The sequence below is a fragment of the Rhizobium sp. BK376 genome, from assembly GCF_004341625.1.
Lineage (GTDB): Bacteria > Pseudomonadota > Alphaproteobacteria > Rhizobiales > Rhizobiaceae > Rhizobium.
Genome location: NZ_SLZG01000004.1, coordinates 257288 through 275196 on the forward strand (window position 1 = coordinate 257288; position 17909 = coordinate 275196).

Sequence of the window (17909 nt, forward strand, 5' to 3'; positions counted from 1 at the left end):
AAGATTTTTGCTGGCTTCGAAGCTTATTCAGCGGCCGGCTCGGCTGCTGCTGCAGCCTCTTCGGCAGCCTTGGCAGCGGCGGCTTCAGCTGCTGCCTTCGCTTCTGCGGCTTCGGCTGCTGCCTTCTCGGCTGCGAGCGCCTGGGCTGCTGCAACCTTCTCGGCTTCGATGCGTGCCTTTTCTTCGGCAACGGCGGCGCGCTCGGCGTCGTTGAGCTTGCGGGCGCGAACGCCGGTGTCTTCAACGATACGGGCAGACTTACCGCGACGGTCGCGCAGGTAGTACAGCTTGGCGCGACGGACCTTGCCGCGACGAACGACTTCGACGCTTTCGATCATCGGCGAGTAAATCGGGAATACGCGCTCGACGCCTTCGCCGTAGGAGATCTTGCGCACGGTGAAGTTTTCCTGCAGGCCGCCGCCGGAGCGGGCGATGCAGACGCCTTCATAGGCCTGAACGCGGGTACGGGAACCTTCCGTAACCTTCACGTTGACGCGGACGGTGTCGCCCGGGGAGAATTCGGGAAGCGTGCGCTTGGCTTCGATCTTGGCGACCTGTTCGGCCTCAAGCTGCTGAATGATGTTCATCGGTCTAACCTTTTCAAGTTCTTCTGAAACAGCCAGAGCGCTCAACAATCATCCTTTGGTCCATGCCTCTGGATTTGGCCTTGCAGCCGGGAGCGAATTCGCCATTCTTTGTTTGCTGGCAGACGGGCTATTACCCATTCCGCGTGCGCTACTACACGAAAGCCCCGGGCTTGTCATCCCTTGCCTGACATTTTTGTGACGCGGCAGGCCGGATTCTTCGAGAAGAGACGCCGATCGGGTCCGGCTTCAATCCTTCGGGGACTTGGTAGGCGCCACCGGCTTGTCGAGCAGGTCCGGCCGGCGCTCCGCCGTCAGTTTCAATGCCTCCTCGCGCTGCCACTTGGCGATGGCGCCGTGATTGCCTGACGTCAGAATGGCCGGGATCTCGCGGCCTTCCCACTCCTGCGGCCTTGTATAGTGCGGATGCTCAAGCAGCCCGCCTTCGAAGCTTTCGTGCAGGCCGGAAAGATCATTGCCCATGACGCCGGGCAGGATGCGCACGATCGCGTCGAGCAGCGTCAGTGCCGCCGGCTCGCCGCCGGAGAGGATATAGTCCCCGATCGAAACCTCTTCGAGCCTGCGTGCATCGATGACGCGCTGGTCGACGCCCTCGAAGCGGCCGCAGACGATAATGACGCCCTCGCCGTCAGCCAGTTCCCGCACCCGCTTCTGAGTCAGAGGCTTGCCACGCGGGCTCATCAGCAGCCGGGGACGGCTGTCACCCTCCGACGCATGGTCGATGGCGCGGGCAAGGACATCCGGCTTCAACACCATCCCGGCGCCGCCGCCTGCCGGCGTGTCATCGACGGTGCGATGCTTGTCGGTGGTAAAATCGCGGATCTGCAGCGTGTCGAGCGACCATTGCCCGCGCTCCATCGCGCGACCAGCGAGCGAAAAGCCGAGATGCCCCGGAAACATTTCCGGATAAAGTGTCAGGATGGTTGCCCGGAAAGCCATGGCCTACTTCTTCGACTTGCCCGGCTTCGGCGTCTTGGGCTTCATGCCGGCAATATCCTCGGGGGCGTCAACCAGGCCGGCGGCAAGCGGATCGATCAGAATCGTGCCGCCTTCGAGATCAATCTCCAGTACAGCCGCTTCGGAAAAAGGAATGAGCACCGGACGCTTGCCCGGCCCCTTGAGCTCCAGCAGGTCGCCGGCGCCGAAATCATAGACGCCGCTGATCGTCCCGTAGCTCGTGCCCTTCTCATCGACGGCCTCTAACCCTTCCAGATCGGCATAGAAGAACTCGTCGTCATCAAGCTCTTCGTCCGGCAGGTTGTCGCGGTCGACGTAAAGCTCCAGCCCGTTCAGCGCTTCGGCGGCATTGCGGTCGTTGATGCCGCGAAAACGGACGACCACCATGTTCTTGGCCTCACGGATTTCGAGAACTTCGAAGGTGCGACCGTCGAGCGTATGAAGATTGCCATAGTCGCCGAGCGCCGTCGGATCGGATGTATAGGCGCGAGCGCGCACCTCGCCCCTCAAGCCCTGGGCTGCGCCGATGGTCGCCATCAATACCGGATTTTCAAGCTTCGTCATGGTCTTGGCCGAGGACTGGTTGTCGTGAATGACGTCTGTCTCATAGACATGTGCCAATGGCAAACAAAAAACGGGCGGCATGTCGCCATGCCACCCGTCCCCTTGCCATTGCTGGCGTATATTATTCGGCCGAAGCTGCAGCAGCTGCGTCGGCAGCCTTCTGTGCCTTTTCAGCAGCACGCTCCTGAGCGCGCTTGCCCGGCTTTGCCTTTTCCGGGTTGTTCTTGGCTTCGCGCTTTGCAAGGCCTGCCTCGTTGAGGAAGCGCAGAACGCGGTCGGTCGGCTGAGCACCCTGCTCGAGCCAGTGCTTGATGCGGTCGGCATTCAGCTGAACGCGGCCTTCGCTGTCCTTGGCGAGCATCGGGTTCCAGGAACCGAGGTTCTCCAGGAAACGGCCGTCGCGCGGGCTGCGCGCATCGGCGAGAACAACGTGGTAGTACGGACGCTTCTTGGAGCCACCGCGGGCGAGACGAATTTTCAGTGCCATGTTCTTTACTCCTTAGGCTTTTCTTGACCGCTTCGTGAGGCGGTATGGTTCACTTTGCCGCGGCGTGGTCCGCTGCGATCTGTTCATGATGCCGGATGACTTCCTTGATGATGAAGTTCAGGAACTTCTCGGCGAAATCCGGGTCCATATCGGCGTCCTTTGCCAAGCGGCGCAGGCGTTCGATCTGGTATTCCTCGCGCGCCGGATCGGCGGGCGGCAGGTCGTACTTGGCCTTGAGAACGCCGACCGCTTTGGTGCAGCGAAACCGTTCAGCCAGGATATGCAAGAGAGCAGCATCGATATTGTCGATCGACTGGCGATAGTTCACCAGCTGCGCTTTTATGTCTGGATCAATCATGGGGCAGTAGATCCTCTTCACTTCTTCTTCGGCAAACCGGGAAGTCCCGGGAAACCACCACCGAGGCCCGGCAGCTTGGCGCCACCCAGACCCGGCAATCCACCCATGCCGCCGAGGCCGGGCAGGCCACCACCGGGCTTTCCAAGGCCCGCGGCTTCCGCCTGCTTCTGCAGCGCTTCGAGCTGCTTCGGGTCGAGGCTGGAGAGATCGGGCATGCCGCCCATTCCACCCATTCCGCCCATGCCACCAAGACCCATCTTGCCGGCAAGGCCACCCATCATCTGCTTCATCAGGCCACCTTTGCCCTTGCCGCCCATCATCTTCATCATGTCCGCCATCTGGCGGTGCATCTTCAGAAGCTTGTTGATGGCGGCGGCGTCGGTACCGGAGCCGGCGGCGATGCGCTTCTTGCGGGAATGCTTGAGAATATCGGGATTGGCGCGCTCGGCCTTGGTCATCGACTGGATGATGGCGATCTGGCGTCCGAACAGTTTGTCGTCGAGACCGGCGGCAGCCATCTTGTCCTTCATGCCGGCCATGCCTGGCATCAGGCCCATGATGCCGCCCATGCCGCCCATCTTCTGCATCTGGCGCAGTTGGTCGGCAAGGTCGTTCAGATCGAACTTGCCCTTGGCCATCTTGGCGGCCATGGCGGCCGCCTTCTCGGCATCAATGTTTTCGGCAGCCCTCTCGACGAGCGAGACGATGTCGCCCATGCCGAGGATGCGGTCTGCGATACGGCGGGGATGGAATTCCTCCAGCTCGCCCATGCGCTCGCCGACGCCGATCAGCTTGATCGGCTTGCCGGTCACGGCGCGCATCGAAAGGGCTGCACCGCCGCGGCCGTCGCCGTCCATGCGGGTGAGCACCAAGCCAGTGATGCCGACGCGCTCGTCGAAATTGCGGGCGAGATTGACGGCGTCCTGACCGGTCAAGCTATCGGCGACCAGCAGGATTTCATGCGGGTTCGACTTCTTCTTGATGTCGGCCATTTCGACCATCAAGGGCTCGTCGATATGGGTACGGCCAGCGGTGTCGAGAATGACGACGTCATGGCCACCGAGTCTGGCTGCCTGCACGGCGCGCGCCGCGATATCCGTCGGCGACTGACCGGCGATGACGGGAAGCGTATCGACATTCACGTGGACGCCGAGTTGGCGAAGCTGCTCCTGCGCGGCCGGACGGCGCGTGTCGAGCGATGCCATCAGCACCTTTTTCTTCTCGCGGTCGGTGAGCCGCTTGGCAATCTTTGCCGAGGTCGTCGTCTTGCCCGAGCCCTGCAGGCCGACCATCATGATGACGACGGGGGCAACCGCATGCAGGTCGACGCCGACACCCTCGCCGCCGAGCATCTCGATCAGCTCGTCATGGACGATCTTGACGACCATCTGGCCGGGCTTGATCGATTTCAGGATTTCGGCGCCGACGGCCTTTTCGCGAACCTTGTCCGTAAAGGAGCGCACGACATCGAGCGCCACGTCGGCTTCCAGCAACGCACGGCGAACCTCACGCAGCGCTGCGGAAACATCGGCTTCCGAAAGCGCGCCACGGCCTGTCAGTCCATTGAGAATGGATCCAAGACGGTCCTGGAGGTTTTCAAACATCGGCTCTTCCTTGATACGTTCGGGGAGGTTTTTGGAGTTCCCGAAACGTCGTGCTTTTCCTTGACGAAAACAAGACGCAAAGCCAAAAACCACCCGAGGGCGCATCGCGCTGTCGGATGTTGACCTCCGGGATCGCAGTCCCGGTCGGCGGCTCGGAGTCTTGAAGCTCGTCGCAGATTGGCGCGATAAACAGGAAAGCGACTGCAAAGTCAACCCAATGCGGCAAAAATGCCGGATTTGCCGCCTGCCGGGCTTTCAAAACGGTCGACCTCACCCCAGATCACATCGACTTGAACTGAAGAAACGGCAAGGCATGACCGACAAATCCGCTCGCGGACAAAAGCGCAATCCCTATTACCAGGGACCGATATCAGACCATTTCGACGGCACGCGTTTCTTCAATCCCGATGGCGTTGGACCGGGCACGACCCGGTCGCTGCTCAAATGGCAGTTCAGCGGCAACAGGTCACGCTGGCCGAAAAGCGTTGCCAGCCCCTTTTCGCCCGCAAGGCCCGAGCGCAAAATCGATGGCGACGGACTGCGCATCACCATGATCGGCCATGCCTCGATGCTGATCCAGGTCGCGGGCCTTAACATATTGACGGATCCGGTCTGGTCCGAGCGCGTCAGCCCTCTCTCCTTCATCGGCCCGAGGCGCGTCGTACCACCGGGCATCCGTTTCGAGGACCTGCCGCCGATCGATCTCGTGCTGGTCTCCCACAATCATTACGACCATCTCGATCTGGCGACACTGAAGCGCCTGCAGAAAGTACACGAGCCCCATATCGTCACGCCGCTCGGCAACGACACGATCATTCGCCGCGCGGCACGGGATGCGCGTATCGACGTAATGGATTGGGGCGACCGCATCGCAATTTCTAACGATATCCTGATCGATGCCGAGCCTGCGCACCATTGGTCGGCGCGCGGTACCGGGGATCGCCGCATGGCGCTCTGGGCGGCTTTCGTCATCTCCACGTCGGCGGGCAAGATCTATCATATCGGCGATACCGGCTTCCATGACGGTATCAACTATGGTGCGGCAAAGGAAAAGCATGGCGGCTTTCGCCTCGCGATCCTGCCTTTCGGCGCCTATGAGCCGCGCTGGTTCATGAAGGGACAACACCAGAATCCGGAAGAGGCTGTGACGGGCATGCAGCTCTGCGATGCGGCCTATGTGGCCGGGCATCACTTTGCAACCTTCCAGCTGACCGACGAAGCAATCGATGCGCCGGTCACGGCCCTTGAGGCCGCGCTTCGTGAACAGGGAATCGCGCCGGAGCGCTTTCGGCCGCTGCGGGCGGGCGAAGTGTTCGACGTACCGAAGCCGTAACGCGTGGGTCAGCTCGGATGCGACCCCACGCCATGGGCGTTGATGATGGCTTCCGCCTCCTTGCCGTAGAGCTCCTCGAAATGATCAAAGGCCTTTGAGAAGTAACCGATCCCTTGCGTTGCTGAGCGCAGCGCACGCGTCAATTCCTCGAGCGCGCCGGCCGGAACGAGCGCGCGGAAAATGTCCCATCCCTTTGCGCTCTCATCGCGGTCGAAGCCGAGCACCTGCCCCCGCAGGGACGACACGATCGCCACCACGCCGCCGGAGAAGACCGACGGGATATGGATTTCCACCCGGGCGACAGGCTGCATCAAAACGGCGGACGCTTGTGACAAGGCCTGTTTGACGCCCATTTTCGCCGCTGCACGGAACGCGAATTCGGAGCTGTCGACCGCATGGTACTGGCCGTCGGTCAGGGTCACGTCGACATCGATCACCCGAAAGCCGAGCGGCCCTTTCTCCATGGCCTCGCGAGCACCGGCCTCGACAGCGGGGATGTAGTTTCGCGGAACCGTGCCGCCCTTCACTGTCTCGGCGAAGGTGAAGCCCTGGCCGCGTTCGTTGGGACGCACGCTGAGTTGCACGTCGGCGAATTGCCCCGCACCGCCGGTCTGCTTGCGATGGCGGTAGTGGATGTTCGAGGACTTCGATATCGTTTCCCGATAGACGGGGTTCGGCGACCGATCCGTCACCTCGACGCGAAAGACCTCCGACAAGGTCTTGCGGAGATCGCGCAGATGCATCGGGCCCTGGGCACAGATCAGCGCCGCGCCCGTGCCTTCCTCCTGCATCACGCGCAAGCCGCGATCGGTTTCGGCAAGCTTTGCCAGCGTCGCCGAGAGTTTCGTCTCGTCGCGTTCGCTGCCCGGCATGAGAATGCGCTCAAGCATCGGCGTTGGCGGCTCGGTCCATTCGGGCGGAGCCTTGGCGGCAGTCGCCGTCAGCAGCGCGGGTGCGGGCAGATGATCCGATTTGATGGCGGCAAAGACATTGCCGGCCGGCATGCTTCCAGTGATCGAGCGGCCGGCTCCCGCTTCTTGTACGCCCCCCAGGCCCGCGCCTCCGAGGGCAGCACCCTGCTTCAGCCCATCGGCGAGTGCGCGGACCAGAACCGTCTTGCCGATATTGGCGCGGTAATATGCATGGAAGCTGACGGCGGTCAGCGCGTTTTCTTCGACGCCGCCGGCCGCCGCGAGACGCCCGCGAAGTGCCGTCACCGGCGGTGCTTCGTGGCGCAGCGCCTTCATCAGGCGCTTGACGCCATTGGCATGCGATGCCGCACCGAACAGCACGGGAATGACCCGGTTTTCTCGTAAGACCCGCGAGGCGATCGAAAAGAGCGCATCGCTTGCCGGCTCCCGATCCTCGACGATTTCCTCCAGAAGCCAGTCGTCGAATTCAGACAACTGTTCCAGCAGCTCCGACCGTGCTTCATGTTCGCGCTCGGCCTCGCTTTCCGGAAGCTGGATCAGCGCGGATGGCTGCCCCTCGCGGTAACGCCAGGCACGCTCCGAGATCAGGTCGCAACTGCCGACGATTTTCTCTCCTTCGCGGATCGGCACTTGCCTGAGAACCAGCGAATGGCCCGAATAGGCCTGCAGCGAAGCGATGACGTCGCGAATGCGTCCTCGCGGCTCGTCGATACGATTGACGAACAGGATGCAGGGAATTCCCGAGGCCTCGACGACCCTGAGATAGGGAGCAGCCAGTACGGCCTCATCCGGCGCCGGCGATACGCAAAGGATACAGGCATCGCTTGCCAGGAGCGCATCCTGCGCCAGCGCCAGCGACTCGTTGGTGCCCGGAGTGTCCAGTGCGCACCACGTTTCACCTGCGAATTCAAATTCCGTTGTGCTCGATCCATATGGAGAGACGGATTTTCGGGGTGGGCCGTCAAGTGAGGCCAGCTTCGCAACAAGCGTTGATTTTCCGGTTTGCGAAGGTCCAAGTACCGTGAAGCATCGCATCGGCAATCCTCCCATAGCCAAAAGCACGCATCCGAAAGCAAAGAATGCCTGCACCCGGCGAAAAACGCCAGATATTTGCATTATCTCTTAAATATGAAGGTGCATCCCGGTCGGCAAGAAGGGGTTTTATCAGCCACTACCTTCCGCGGCGCCTCATCTGCAACCAGAACCAACTTATTCTTCGGCAATACATGCTGGCCTTGTCCGCCAACTGTATCTTCTGGGACTTGATGTTCAAAAAATTTCTGTTCCGAGCCGAAGCGATTGCAAAACACCATTTGCAAAAGAATCCGCTTATGATTCTACTTGCTTCATAAGATGATTCTGAAAAATGATTCGCGAATATCTGTGATGCTGAATGATTCGGCGGAGATTTCAAATGTTACAAGCTGATGTGGAAACATGGGCACTAGCGCGGGCGCACCAGATAGTTCTCAACGAAGGACTAAGCCTTGCAAAAGCCGCCCAGGACCTCGATCGAAAGAAATCGAGATCTTTGGTCTATGAACTGCGCAAAGTCATAACCGCGGCTATTCTTGAGGCCCATGCCGGTTCCTTCGATCCCGGCAATATTCAATCCGAAAACTGATAGCGGGCTGGGAGTCCCTCAGGTTATGGGCGCGTCCGGCGGCGGAGGGCTCAGCTCCAACCGTCGCGATATGCCGATATTCCCGAGAAACGTCTCGTCGTGGCTGACGACGAGAAGCGCGCCGTCATAGGCCCGTAACCCCGCCTCGACGGCAGCGATGGAATCTATATCCAGATGGTTCGTCGGTTCGTCGAGGATCAGCAGCGCAGGTGGTGTGGCCCCGAGGACGCAGGCGAGCCCGGCGCGCAGCAGCTGTCCTCCGCTGAGCGTCGAGACGGACTGAAGCGCGGCATCGGCCCTGAACATGAAGCGGGCAAGCGCTGCCCGGCAGGTATTCTCGTCCGAACTCGGATTGATGCTTCTGAAATTGTCTCTGATCGACAGCGACGGATCAAGAAGGCTGACCCTCTGGTCGAGCATCGACATCGTCGTCATGACGGAGACTTTGCCGGCCCATGGTTCGACGAGACCGGCGATCAACGCCAGAAGCGTCGTCTTGCCCGAACCGTTCGGCCCCGTCACAGCAATGCGTTCAGGGCCGATGATCGCAAAAGACAAATCCCTTATGACCGGCTTCATCTGCTGATAGCCGGCCACGACCGCGTCCATCTGTAGAACCGTCCTGTTTGCCGGAAGCCCCGTGGGCGGCAGCATGACCGAGAGCGATTGCAGGATTTCGATCCTGTCACGCGCAGCGGCAGCATCTGCCAGCGCCTGGACGTGTCGGCTTTCGGCAAGCCGGGCGTTCTCACCGCTGGTCATTTCGCTCCGTTGCTTCAATCCGCCGGCCACGATGCGCGGCATGTCTCCCTTGGCTGCTTTTTTCCTTCCCGCGTGATCCCGACGCGCCTTTCGCTCCACTGTCACCTGCGCGTTGCGGGCAACCTCGGCGACCCGCCGCTCCGCATCGGCAAGATCATGTTCGGCCGCGGCAAGCTCCAGCGCCTTGCGTTGGCGATAATGGCTCCAGTTGCCACCGTAGCTGACGGCGCCAAGCGTGGTCAGTTCGACGATCACATCCATGGTTTCGAGCAATTCCCGGTCATGGCTGACCACGATTGCCCCCGCCCGCCAATCCGCCAGAAAATCGATGACAGCCATGCGGCCGTCGCGATCGAGATTGTTGGTCGGCTCGTCCAGCAACAGGAAATCTGGCTCGCGGAAAATCAGCGCCGCCAGCGCCGCGCGCGTCCGCTGCCCACCGGATAACGCGGCAAGACGCGTGTCTGGCAGCGCCTCGAGCCCTGCCCGGGCAAGAGCGGAGGCAATGCGGGCCTCAAGCGTCCAGTCCGCTGACGCAACTTCCTCCGCCGTCGCCTCGCCGGCCTCGGCATGGCGAAGTATTTCCAGCGCACCGGATGCGCCGAAGAGATCGGCGACCGTCTCCTCCGGCTGCACCTGGACGATCTGGCGAAGCATACCGACGCTGCCGTTGACGGAGACGGTGCCCGACGCAGCGGGCAAATCGCCGGCCACAAGTTTCAGCAGCGTCGACTTGCCGACACCGTTCCGGCCGACAAGGCCGGTGCGGTCAGACCCGAAACTCAGATCGAGGTTTGAAAAAAGCGTCCGGCCGTCAGGCGTGGACCATGAAAGATTGGAGAGCGTAATGGATGCAGGCATGGATACAGACTTTCCCGGTGACAAGGCTTTTCGGCGTTGCGATCGGGCGGAAATCCATTGCTGCACACATCCTGTTGAAATTGCGGATGGACGGTTATTTATGGGAAAACGGCAGATCCTTCAAGGCGAGGCCGTAGATCAATCGGCTTTGCAGGAATTGGCCGGCATCCTGCCTGCACCTTTTGAATTATAAATGCGCGGACTTCTTCCGCACGAAACCGGGCGCGCCACTGGTAATTCTCCCGCATTTCCGCCATATACAGCGCAAACGCAACGGAATGATGCCATGAGCAATACGGTCGAATTCGCACGGATGAACGGGCTTGGAAACAAGATCCTGGTAGTCGACATGCGCGGCCGCAAGGATGTGGTGACGCCAGCAGCCGCGATTGCGCTCAATGCCGATCCCGATACGCAGTTCGACCAGATCATGGCGATCCATGACCCGAAGGCGAATGGCACGGACGCCTGGATCGACATCCTCAATTCCGACGGCTCGAAGGCGCAATCCTGCGGCAATGGCACGCGCTGCGTCGTCCAGGCGCTCGCCGCCGAGACCGGCAAGAAGGTCTTCACCTTCCAGACTGTCGCCGGTATCCTCAACGCCGTCGAGCATGAAGACGGCACGATTTCGGTCGACATGGGCAAGCCGGTCTTCGAATGGAACAGGATTCCGCTCGCCGAGGAATTTTACGATACCAGCCGTATCGAGTTGCAGATCGGGCCGATCGACGATCCGATCCTGCATTCGCCGTCGGTCATGTCGATGGGCAATCCGCATGCGATCTTCTGGGTCGACAAGGAAGTGATGTCCTATGATCTCGGCCGCTTCGGCCCGCTGCTCGAAAACCATCCGATGTTTCCAGAACGCGCCAACATCACGCTGGCGCAGGTCACGTCTCCGACGTCTGTCACAACCCGGACCTGGGAGCGCGGCGCAGGCCTGACGCTCGCCTGCGGTTCGGCCGCCTGTGCCACTGCCGTCAGCGCCGCCCGCACCGGCCGCACCGGCCGTAAGGTCACGATAACAGTGGCAAGCAGCCCCAACCGGGGATCGCTTTCCATCGAGTGGCGCGAACATGACGACCATGTCGTCATGACCGGCCCTGCCGAATGGGAATGGTCCGGCATGGTCGATCCCTTGACGGGCAAATGGACGCGCGACGCCGAGCAGGAGGCTCAGGCGCGGTGAGCGGCGTCGAAGTCATCACCTTCGGCTGCCGGCTAAATACCTACGAATCCGAAGTGATGAGAGCCCAGGCGGAAAAGGCCGGGCTCAACAACGCCATCCTCGTCAACACCTGCGCCGTGACCGGCGAAGCCGTGCGCCAGGCGCGGCAGGCGATCCGTCGCGCGCGGCGCGAAAATCCGCATGCCCGCATCATCGTCACCGGCTGCGCCGCCCAGACCGAGAAGGCAACCTTTGCCGAGATGGCCGAGGTCGACGCCGTGCTCGGCAACGAAGAGAAGCTTTCGAGCCAGTCCTACCGCGCGCTTCCCGATTTCGGCGTGTCGGCCGAAGAGAAGCTGCGCGTCAATGACATCATGAGCGTCCGCGGCACCGCGCCGCAAATGATCAAGCACATTGACGGGCACGTGCGCGCCTTCATCCAGGTCCAGAACGGCTGCGACCATCGCTGCACCTTCTGCATCATCCCCTATGGCCGCGGCAATTCCCGCTCCGTGCCGATGGGCGCGGTGGTCGACCAGGCGCGACGGCTCACCGAGAGCGGCTACTCAGAGATCGTGCTGACAGGCGTCGATGCCACGAGCTATGGCGCCGACCTGCCTGGCGAACCGACGCTCGGTCTGCTCGCAAAAGCCCTGCTGAAGCAGGTGCCCGATATCCGCCGGCTGCGGCTCTCCTCGATCGACAGCATCGAAGCGGACCGGCATCTGATGGACCTGATCGCCGACGAGCCACGTTTTATGCCGCATCTGCATCTGTCGCTGCAGCATGGCGACGACATGATCCTGAAGCGGATGAAGCGGCGGCATTCGCGCGCCGATGCGCTACGCTTCGTCAAGGATGTGCGCCGCTTGCGGCCGCAGACGAGCTTCGGCGCCGACATGATCGCCGGCTTTCCAACGGAAACCGAGGAGATGTTTGCAAACGCCGTTGGGCTCGCCGAAAAGGCTGGCATCGCACATCTCCACGTCTTCCCCTATAGCCCGCGTCCGGGCACGTCGGCAGCCCGGATGCCGCAGCTTGACCGCGCGCTGGTCAAGGAGCGTGCCGCCCGCCTGCGCGCCACTGGACAGACGCTGCATCTGGCCCATCTTGACGGCATGGTCGGAACACGGCAGTGGCTGCTGGTCGAAAACAACGGCCTGGCGCATACGGAAAACTTTACCCTCGTCGCCACGCCCGGTTTGCGGCCCCGCGACCTTGTGCCGGTGACGATCACCGGCCACAATGGCAAACATCTAGAAATGCAACTTGCGGCCGCCGACGCGGCCTGATCCCGGAATTTTCATGGCCCTCGGTTTCATCAAAAAAGTCTTCACCTTCGGCAGGGACAAGCCGGCGGAAGAGCCGGCGCCTGAAATCGCCGACGAAGCGCTGAAGACGAAAGTGCCTGAAGCCGTCGAGGCCGAGCTTGAGCCGAAATCGCGCGATGAGGATCTGCCGGTTGCGACGGCCGATCCTGTCCTCGCCGAGGAGATCGACACGGCTGGCGGGCCGGCTGCGGATATTGGCGAGGACGATGCCGAGGTTGTTGCCCCGACCGAGGAAGAGGAACCACCGCTTCTGCCTCTTGTCGACCAGATCGGTGACATGGGGGTCGTGCCGCTGTCGCTGCTGGAGGCAGAAGCTGAAGCGGACATCCCAGAAACTGCGGAAATACCCCCCTCTGTCCCTTCGGGATATCTCCCCCACAAGGGGGGAGATCATCTGGAGGATGACGCCACCCTCACCGAGGCGGCTGAAGCAGCACTGAATCCACCCGAAACCGACGATGGGGGCCAAGGGGCCAACCCCGAGCCGATCTCCCCCCTTGTGGGGGAGATGTCCGGCAGGACAGAGGGGGGTGACAGCCCCACCGAGGTGCCCGCCACCCCCACCCTTCCCAAGGGCTTCGCGACAGGCCCCGCCGCCCCGGAGCCGGTAGAAGTCATTGCCCAACCCAAGCGCACCTGGTTCCAGCGCCTGCGCGCCGGCCTGGCCCGTACCTCGTCGCAGCTCACCGGCCAGATCGCCGCTCTCTTCACCAAGCGCAAGCTCGACGACCAGACGCTGCAGGATCTCGAAGACCTCCTGATCCAGGCCGATCTTGGCGTCGAGACCGCCATGCGCGTCACCGATACGCTCGCCTCCGAGCGCTATGGCAAGGATGTGTCGGGCGAAGACGTCAGCCGCATCATGGCGACTGAAATCGCCAAGGTGCTGAAGCCGGTCGCAAAGCCGCTGCAGCTCGATCTCAGCCACAAGCCGCATGTCATCCTGGTCGTCGGCGTCAACGGCACCGGCAAGACGACGACGATCGGCAAGCTGGCCGCAAAGCTCTCCGGCGCCGGCCTGAAGGTCATGGTCGCGGCCGGCGACACCTTCCGTGCCGCCGCAATCGAGCAGCTGAAGATCTGGGCCGACCGCACGAAATCCGAATTCATCGGCACCAAGCTTGGCGCTGACGCCGCCGGCCTTGCCTTCGATGCCTTCCAGCAGGCCAAGGCGAAGAAGAGCGATGTGCTGATCATCGACACCGCCGGCCGGCTGCAGAACAAGGCCGAGCTGATGGCGGAACTCGAAAAGATCGTCCGCGTTCTCGGCAAGCTGGACCCGGATGCCCCGCACACGGTCCTGCAGACCCTTGATGCGACCACAGGGCAGAATGCGCTCAGCCAGGTGGAAATCTTCCGCAATGTCGCCGGCGTTAACGGTCTCATCATGACGAAGCTTGACGGCACGGCCCGCGGCGGCATTCTTGTCGCCATATCAGCCAAGCACAAACTGCCGGTCTATTTCATCGGCGTCGGCGAAGGCGTGGATGACCTGGAACCGTTCGAGGCGGAGGAATTTGCCCAGGCGATTGCAGGAATTACACCGTCATAAGCAAGAAAAGCCTTATATAAGCCATCGAAGCCCATCATGGGCGACATGTACAAGAGTTCTCGAAGGTCAGGACGAAAGATGACGACGAGCGAAAGCGATATCACCCCGAGTGCTGCGGACCGGCATCATCCGATGCTGAAGATGGCGCTCGAACTCGGGCCGCTCCTGGTCTTCTTCTTCGGCAATCTGCGCGGGGCCTGGCTGGTCGCGCATTTTCCAGCACTTGCAACGCTGGGCGGCCCGCTCTTTGTCGCAACCGCGCTGTTCATGGCGGCAACCGTCGCCTCTCTCGTCGCCTCGAAGATGATTCTCGGCCACCTGCCTGTCATGCCCTTCATCTCGGGCATCGTCGTCGTCATCTTCGGCTCGCTGTCGATCTGGCTGCAGGACGAGACTTTCATCAAGATGAAGCCGACCATTATCAACACCATGTTCGGCGTTGCCCTGCTCGGCGGATTGCTGTTCGGCAAGTCGCTGCTCGGCTATGTCTTCAACGCCGCCTTTCAGCTGGACGAAGAAGGCTGGCGCAAGCTGACCGTCCGCTGGGGCGTCTTCTTCCTCTTCCTCGCCGTCATCAACGAAGTGGTCTGGCGCAATTTTTCCGATGACTTCTGGGTCGCCTTCAAGGTCTGGGGCACCATGCCCATCACCATTCTCTTCACGCTGTCGCAGATGCCGCTGATCATGAAGCACACGGTAACGCCGAAGACGGAAGGCGAGAATTGACGGCGGGTGAAGCCGCCAAGGATACGCGTAGCCAGAGCTTCTGGCTGATCGCCTGCGCCGCCGTTCTGATCGTGCAGATCGTGGGCGAATATATGATGGGCCGGGTGCCGATCTGCACCTGTGGCTATGTCAAGCTCTGGGAAGGCGCGGTCAATTCCAGCGGCAATTCGCAGCATATCGCCGATTGGTACACGCCTTCGCACATCATCCACGGCTTCCTGTTCTTCGGGCTCACCCATCTGATCATGCGCCGCAAGCCGCTCTCCATGCGGCTCTTCGTGGCCATGCTGATCGAGTCCGGCTGGGAGCTCCTTGAAAATTCCCCCATCATCATCAATCGCTACCGCGCAGCGACCATCTCGCTCGACTATGTCGGCGACAGCATCCTGAATTCGGCGATGGACGCCGTCTTCATGGTGGTCGGCTTCCTCTTCGCCTGGCGAGCGCCCGTGGCGCTGACGATCGTTATCGCCATCTTCTTCGAGATCTTCACCGGCTGGATGATCCGGGACAATCTGACGCTGAATGTGCTGATGCTGATCTGGCCGGTGGACGCGATCAAGCAGTGGCAGGGTGCGCTTTAGGACCCCGCCTTCCCCAAAGCCTTCTCGATCGCCGGATCGAGCTCGCCCTTGATGCTTGCCGCATCGAAAGGACCAACGCGCTTGTAGAGGATCGTGCCGTCGGGGCCCACGAGATAGGATTCCGGGATGCCGTAGACGCCCCAGTCGATGGCGGCAGAACCCTTGGGATCGACGCCGATTGCCTTGTAGGGATTGCCGAGTTCGCCAAGGAAGCGCAGGGCGTTTTCCGGCTGATCCTTGTAGTTGATGGCGACAATGTTCAGCCGATTGTCCTTGGCAAGCTCCCTGAGAACAGGATGCTCCTCCCGGCAGGGAAGGCACCAGGAGGCAAAGACGTTCACCAGTGTCAGCTTGCCCTTGACGGCGGCATCGGTCAGCGCCGGAAGATTGGCGCCATCGAGAGGCGCCAGCGTGAGCGAAGGCGCCTTGGTGCCGATCAGCGCGGAGGGTATGGCCGAGATGTCCTTGCCGTGATCCTGCTCGTAGAGCATTTTCGCGGCGGTCGCGGCTATACCGGCAAAAACGATAAGCGGCAGCAGCGCCAGCACATAGCGGCCGTACCCGCGCGACTTGGGCTGCCCCTTCGGTGAGGTATCGGTGCTCATTTCGCCTCGCCTTCCGGCTTGCGCTGCGAACGGCGGCGGATGCCCGATGCCTCGAGCGCCGCCAGCTCCTTCTGCCGCAGCCGGCCGTCGATCCACGTCCAGGCGATGACCCCTGATGTCAGCAGGCCGGCGAAACCGTAGGACGTATAGACGTAGAAGGCATGCGACATCACCTATTCCTCCCGGCTTGCCATGCGGGCGGCGAGACGGCGCTGGGCGGCGATACGCCGCCGCCAGATCTCATTGCGGATCGCCATCAGATGCAGCGTGAAGAACAGCAGCGTGAAAGCGAGCGCCATGGTGAAGAGCGGCCAGAGGAATTCGGGATCGATGGTCGGACCATCGAGACGCAGGATGCTTTCCTGCTGATGCAGCGTGTTCCACCAGTCGACCGAGAACTTGATGATCGGAATATTGACGAAGCCGACGAGGATCAGCACCGCCGTTACCCTCGCCGCCTTGGATGGATCGTCCATGGCGCGGCCGAGCGCGATCAGGCCGAGATACATCAGGAAGAGAATGAAGACGGAAGTGAGCCGCGCATCCCAGACCCAATAGGTGCCCCACATCGGCTTGCCCCAGAGCGAGCCGGTAACGAGCGCAAGAAGGGTAAAGGCTGCACCCAGCGGTGCAGCAGACTTGGCGGCGACATCGGCCAGCGGGTGACGCCAGACCAGCGTGCCGATCGCCGAGATGCTCATGATCGTATAGCACATCATCGACAGCCAGGCCGCTGGCACATGGATATACATGATGCGCACGGTCTCGCCCTGCTGGTAGTCGCCCTCGGTCGAGAAGCTCAGATAGAGCCCGACAGCAAAGAGAATGGCCGTGATGCCGGCAAGCCAAGGGATCAGACGCGCCGCGAAGGCCAGAAACCGTGTCGGATTGGCAAGGTCTGAAAATCGGGTGATCGCCGGGCTGATGTCGCTCATGCCGCTTGTTTAACCCGATATTGCAACAGCCGCAATTCGCAGGTCACGGTCATATGATCAATCCCCCGTCATCCGGTCAATCCGTTGTGTTGCGCAGCGCCAGTGCTGCAGCTGCCGGGCCGAGCACGGCGAAGAACAGCGTGAGCGCGATCAGGATCAGGAATGGCGGCAGGAAGGGCTGCGGCCCCTCGACGGCGGCATAGGTGGCGCTGACGCCGAAGATGAGCACCGGGATCGTCAAGGGCAGAACGAGAATGGAGACGAGCAACCCGCCGCGCGGCAGGGCAACGGCAACGGCGGCCCCGACCGCGCCGATAAACGTGATCGCCGGAGAGCCGATAAGCAGCGTCAGCGCAGTCGTCCCGATCGCCGTCTCGTTCATGTTCATGAAAAGCCCGAGCAACGGCGAAGCGATCACCAGCGGCAGGCCCGTCGCAACCCAATGGGCGGCGCATTTGACGAGTACCGTCACGACGAGCGGCGTTTCCTGCATGACGAGAAGGTCGAGCGATCCGTCATCCCGCTCCGCTTGAAAAAGGCGATCGAGACCGAGAAGCGCTGAAAGGAGAGCGCCGATCCAGACGATGGCCGGCCCGATGCGCGACAGCAGCTTCAGGTCCGGGCCGACACCGAAGGGAATGATGGCGACCACCGTCAGGAAGAAGAGGATGCCGATCAGCGCGCCGCCGCCGGCGCGTACCGAGAGCTTGAGGTCCCGGAGGAAGAGGGCGGTCATGCGATGAGCTCTTCCGATTCGGAGGGATAAAGCCCCTCTCCAACTTTGCGAGTGGAATAAGTCCCCTCCCCAACACCTCCCCACGAGGTGGAGGGGCTAACCCGGCCGCTTGCCACCTCATTCTCGATTGAGGGGGAAACGAGACGCCGAGAGGAGCCCCTCCTTCTTGTGGGAAGGGGTTG

The 17909-nt window shown here is 61.7% G+C and carries 20 protein-coding genes; 8 read left to right on the forward strand and 12 right to left on the reverse strand.

Annotated elements, in window-relative coordinates:
- Positions 1–23: 23 nt before the first annotated feature.
- The 6 genes from rplS to ffh form a co-directional block, all read right to left on the reverse strand.
- Complete coding sequence (rplS, locus tag EV561_RS13340) at positions 24–587, reverse strand: 50S ribosomal protein L19 (protein ID WP_132522168.1); 564 nt, start codon at positions 585–587, stop codon at positions 24–26.
- Positions 588–833: 246 nt separating this feature from the next.
- Positions 834–1544 (reverse strand): tRNA (guanosine(37)-N1)-methyltransferase TrmD, encoded by a 711-nt coding sequence (trmD, locus tag EV561_RS13345; protein ID WP_132522170.1) that lies wholly within the window; start codon positions 1542–1544, stop codon positions 834–836.
- Between the two features lie 3 nt (positions 1545–1547).
- Entirely contained in the window at positions 1548–2126 is a 579-nt protein-coding gene (gene rimM, locus EV561_RS13350) for a ribosome maturation factor RimM (protein WP_132522615.1), read from the reverse strand.
- Positions 2127–2247: 121 nt separating this feature from the next.
- Complete coding sequence (gene rpsP, locus EV561_RS13355; RefSeq protein WP_132522172.1) at positions 2248–2613, reverse strand: 30S ribosomal protein S16; 366 nt, start codon at positions 2611–2613, stop codon at positions 2248–2250.
- Positions 2614–2662: 49 nt separating this feature from the next.
- Positions 2663–2971: a chorismate mutase gene (locus EV561_RS13360; RefSeq protein ID WP_132522174.1), complete on the reverse strand. Its 309-nt coding sequence runs from the start codon at positions 2969–2971 to the stop codon at positions 2663–2665.
- Between the two features lie 17 nt (positions 2972–2988).
- Positions 2989–4575 carry a signal recognition particle protein gene (gene ffh, locus EV561_RS13365; RefSeq protein WP_132522176.1) on the reverse strand — a complete coding sequence of 529 codons (1587 nt, stop codon included), beginning with the start codon at positions 4573–4575 and terminating at the stop codon, positions 2989–2991.
- 313 nt (positions 4576–4888) lie between these two features.
- Here ffh and EV561_RS13375 point away from each other — a divergent pair, with 313 nt between their 5' ends.
- Positions 4889–5908 carry an MBL fold metallo-hydrolase gene (locus EV561_RS13375; RefSeq protein WP_132522180.1) on the forward strand — a complete coding sequence of 340 codons (1020 nt, stop codon included), beginning with the start codon at positions 4889–4891 and terminating at the stop codon, positions 5906–5908.
- Between the two features lie 8 nt (positions 5909–5916).
- On the opposite strand, the gene EV561_RS13380 is transcribed toward EV561_RS13375, so the two are convergent.
- The gene (locus tag EV561_RS13380) at positions 5917–7875 is read right to left on the reverse strand and encodes an elongation factor G (protein ID WP_132522182.1); all 1959 of its coding nucleotides are present in this window, start codon (positions 7873–7875) and stop codon (positions 5917–5919) included.
- Positions 7876–8233: 358 nt separating this feature from the next.
- Between EV561_RS13380 and EV561_RS13385 the strand changes: the two genes are divergently transcribed.
- Positions 8234–8464: a hypothetical protein gene (locus tag EV561_RS13385; RefSeq protein WP_132522184.1), complete on the forward strand. Its 231-nt coding sequence runs from the start codon at positions 8234–8236 to the stop codon at positions 8462–8464.
- Positions 8465–8482: 18 nt separating this feature from the next.
- On the opposite strand, the gene EV561_RS13390 is transcribed toward EV561_RS13385, so the two are convergent.
- Complete coding sequence (locus tag EV561_RS13390; protein ID WP_132522186.1) at positions 8483–10087, reverse strand: ABC-F family ATP-binding cassette domain-containing protein; 1605 nt, start codon at positions 10085–10087, stop codon at positions 8483–8485.
- Here EV561_RS13390 and EV561_RS37175 point away from each other — a divergent pair.
- The 6 genes from EV561_RS37175 to EV561_RS13415 all read left to right on the forward strand — a co-directional run bounded on the left by EV561_RS37175 (position 10074) and on the right by EV561_RS13415 (position 15451).
- Positions 10074–10280: a hypothetical protein gene (locus EV561_RS37175; RefSeq protein ID WP_149338839.1), complete on the forward strand. Its 207-nt coding sequence runs from the start codon at positions 10074–10076 to the stop codon at positions 10278–10280. The two genes, EV561_RS13390 and EV561_RS37175, sit on opposite strands and share 14 nt — an antisense overlap.
- Positions 10281–10373: 93 nt before the next feature.
- Positions 10374–11279 carry a diaminopimelate epimerase gene (gene dapF / locus EV561_RS13395; RefSeq protein ID WP_132522188.1) on the forward strand — a complete coding sequence of 302 codons (906 nt, stop codon included), beginning with the start codon at positions 10374–10376 and terminating at the stop codon, positions 11277–11279.
- Complete coding sequence (gene mtaB / locus EV561_RS13400) at positions 11276–12550, forward strand: tRNA (N(6)-L-threonylcarbamoyladenosine(37)-C(2))-methylthiotransferase MtaB (RefSeq protein WP_132522190.1); 1275 nt, start codon at positions 11276–11278, stop codon at positions 12548–12550. The genes dapF and mtaB overlap by 4 nt, the downstream gene beginning before the upstream one ends.
- 13 nt (positions 12551–12563) lie before the next feature.
- On the forward strand, positions 12564–14141 hold the full coding sequence (ftsY, locus tag EV561_RS13405) for a signal recognition particle-docking protein FtsY (protein WP_132522192.1): 1578 nt from the start codon (positions 12564–12566) through the stop codon (positions 14139–14141).
- Between the two features lie 78 nt (positions 14142–14219).
- Positions 14220–14867 carry a septation protein A gene (locus tag EV561_RS13410; protein WP_132522194.1) on the forward strand — a complete coding sequence of 216 codons (648 nt, stop codon included), beginning with the start codon at positions 14220–14222 and terminating at the stop codon, positions 14865–14867.
- Positions 14864–15451: a DUF2585 domain-containing protein gene (locus tag EV561_RS13415; RefSeq protein WP_132522196.1), complete on the forward strand. Its 588-nt coding sequence runs from the start codon at positions 14864–14866 to the stop codon at positions 15449–15451. Before EV561_RS13410 ends, EV561_RS13415 begins: the two co-directional genes overlap by 4 nt.
- Here the strand turns inward: EV561_RS13415 and EV561_RS13420 are convergent.
- The 4 genes from EV561_RS13420 to ccmB all read right to left on the reverse strand — a co-directional run bounded on the left by EV561_RS13420 (position 15448) and on the right by ccmB (position 17727).
- On the reverse strand, positions 15448–16056 hold the full coding sequence (locus EV561_RS13420) for a DsbE family thiol:disulfide interchange protein (protein ID WP_132522198.1): 609 nt from the start codon (positions 16054–16056) through the stop codon (positions 15448–15450). The genes EV561_RS13415 and EV561_RS13420 overlap by 4 nt on opposite strands.
- Positions 16053–16226: a heme exporter protein CcmD gene (gene ccmD, locus EV561_RS13425; protein WP_132522200.1), complete on the reverse strand. Its 174-nt coding sequence runs from the start codon at positions 16224–16226 to the stop codon at positions 16053–16055. Before ccmD ends, EV561_RS13420 begins: the two co-directional genes overlap by 4 nt.
- A 3-nt stretch (positions 16227–16229) precedes the next feature.
- Positions 16230–16991, reverse strand: a complete 762-nt coding sequence (locus EV561_RS13430) for a heme ABC transporter permease (RefSeq protein ID WP_132522202.1) — start codon at positions 16989–16991, stop codon at positions 16230–16232.
- A gap of 76 nt (positions 16992–17067) precedes the next feature.
- Complete coding sequence (gene ccmB, locus EV561_RS13435) at positions 17068–17727, reverse strand: heme exporter protein CcmB (RefSeq protein ID WP_132522204.1); 660 nt, start codon at positions 17725–17727, stop codon at positions 17068–17070.
- Positions 17728–17909: the final 182 nt, after the last annotated feature.

Excerpts from the sequence above, each read along its gene's own strand:
- rplS (WP_132522168.1), bottom strand. The coding sequence starts at position 587 with ATGAACATCATTCAGCAGCTTGAGGCCGAACAGGTCGCCAAGATCGAA.
- rpsP (WP_132522172.1), bottom strand. The coding sequence starts at position 2,613 with ATGGCACTGAAAATTCGTCTCGCCCGCGGTGGCTCCAAGAAGCGTCCG.
- ftsY (WP_132522192.1), top strand. The coding sequence starts at position 12,564 with ATGGCCCTCGGTTTCATCAAAAAAGTCTTCACCTTCGGCAGGGACAAG.
- EV561_RS37175 (WP_149338839.1), top strand. The coding sequence starts at position 10,074 with ATGGATGCAGGCATGGATACAGACTTTCCCGGTGACAAGGCTTTTCGG.
- trmD (WP_132522170.1), bottom strand. The coding sequence starts at position 1,544 with ATGGCTTTCCGGGCAACCATCCTGACACTTTATCCGGAAATGTTTCCG.
- ffh (WP_132522176.1), bottom strand. The coding sequence starts at position 4,575 with ATGTTTGAAAACCTCCAGGACCGTCTTGGATCCATTCTCAATGGACTG.
- dapF (WP_132522188.1), top strand. The coding sequence starts at position 10,374 with ATGAGCAATACGGTCGAATTCGCACGGATGAACGGGCTTGGAAACAAG.
- ccmD (WP_132522200.1), bottom strand. The coding sequence starts at position 16,226 with ATGTCGCATGCCTTCTACGTCTATACGTCCTACGGTTTCGCCGGCCTG.
- EV561_RS13390 (WP_132522186.1), bottom strand. The coding sequence starts at position 10,087 with ATGCCTGCATCCATTACGCTCTCCAATCTTTCATGGTCCACGCCTGAC.
- ccmB (WP_132522204.1), bottom strand. The coding sequence starts at position 17,727 with ATGACCGCCCTCTTCCTCCGGGACCTCAAGCTCTCGGTACGCGCCGGC.
- EV561_RS13410 (WP_132522194.1), top strand. The coding sequence starts at position 14,220 with ATGACGACGAGCGAAAGCGATATCACCCCGAGTGCTGCGGACCGGCAT.
- EV561_RS13375 (WP_132522180.1), top strand. The coding sequence starts at position 4,889 with ATGACCGACAAATCCGCTCGCGGACAAAAGCGCAATCCCTATTACCAG.
- EV561_RS13430 (WP_132522202.1), bottom strand. The coding sequence starts at position 16,991 with ATGAGCGACATCAGCCCGGCGATCACCCGATTTTCAGACCTTGCCAAT.
- EV561_RS13380 (WP_132522182.1), bottom strand. The coding sequence starts at position 7,875 with ATGCGATGCTTCACGGTACTTGGACCTTCGCAAACCGGAAAATCAACG.
- EV561_RS13385 (WP_132522184.1), top strand. The coding sequence starts at position 8,234 with ATGATTCGGCGGAGATTTCAAATGTTACAAGCTGATGTGGAAACATGG.
- EV561_RS13420 (WP_132522198.1), bottom strand. The coding sequence starts at position 16,056 with ATGAGCACCGATACCTCACCGAAGGGGCAGCCCAAGTCGCGCGGGTAC.
- rimM (WP_132522615.1), bottom strand. The coding sequence starts at position 2,126 with ATGACGAAGCTTGAAAATCCGGTATTGATGGCGACCATCGGCGCAGCC.
- EV561_RS13360 (WP_132522174.1), bottom strand. The coding sequence starts at position 2,971 with ATGATTGATCCAGACATAAAAGCGCAGCTGGTGAACTATCGCCAGTCG.